Here is a 994-nt window from a genome sequence, read left to right as displayed (position 1 = left end):
GTAAATTCGGATCGTTTACTTGTGCTTTTATAGTACCAATGTGAAGTTGAAATTAGGCAATACTATGAATTTATCATATACGTTATGGAAACCTCATAACGCTTCGTGGCAGTCTATGCTCCTTAAAATAATTTTAATGGTATTAACTGGATGTTTTTAATAACTTAATTTCAGAGATAATATTATCAAACTCAAGGGGGGATATATGTGTTTCAAACTGTCAAATTTTTTATTAACTTTTCGAATAAGATACCTCGTATTAAAGATTCGGCAGTGTTAGGGTTAGTATGTGGTTTAATTGGAACTATTCCTATGGATATTATTGATTTTGCTTTTTGGATGTTTGGTAAACATGAAATGCTCTATGGACATTTAGCTGGTTCAATGATTTTTCGACCAATAAGAACACACAGAAGAGAAAATTTTATTATTGGTCATGTTATGCATCTTCTTACGGGCAGTGGTCTTGGATACTTAATTACAGGATTTTTAAAGAAAACCGGAAAAGACCATCACCTAATTAAAGGTTCATTTATCGGTATGTTAGGTTGGATGACACTTTATGAATTTGGCCAGCGTGTTAAATGGTTTACTCTTAAAGCTCGTAAATCAAGTACATTTTATACAGCTTTTTTTATGAATTTAATTTATGGAATGACCACGGCACAAGCTATTGTCTCTTTAGCTCATCCCTCAGTTTTCGATAATAAAAAGATAAAACAGAATACCTCTATTCAACCTGTTTCTAATTTTTATACAGATTCACAAACCATTGATACTCCAGCGGAATATACAATTTAATGTTAACAAACAAAGAATATTATTAATAATCCGTAGAAAATTATCCGAAAGTTAGACGTAATAAACTCAATCTCAATTGAGCTTGAGTTTATAGAGTTTATCCATATTCGTATCCAATTGACTTGGAAATCAACTCCCAGTTATCCTACTAACTATGACTTCGCCCGTGCTAGTCTCAGCTTCTAGTTATAGA

The 994-nt window shown here is 32.0% G+C and carries 1 protein-coding gene; it reads left to right on the top strand.

Features of this window, described 5'->3' with window-relative positions; translation table 11 throughout:
- The first annotated feature begins 207 nt into the window (after window positions 1–207).
- Window positions 208–801 (top strand): hypothetical protein, encoded by a 594-nt coding sequence (locus DOT_RS18885; protein ID WP_009622227.1) that lies wholly within the window; start codon window positions 208–210, stop codon window positions 799–801.
- The last annotated feature ends 193 nt before the right edge of the window (window positions 802–994 follow it).

The organism is Desulfosporosinus sp. OT (assembly GCF_000224515.1).
Classification (GTDB): domain Bacteria; phylum Bacillota; class Desulfitobacteriia; order Desulfitobacteriales; family Desulfitobacteriaceae; genus Desulfosporosinus.
The sequence above is the reverse complement of the archived record's forward strand: the minus strand, read 5'-3'. Positions and strand labels throughout refer to the sequence as shown.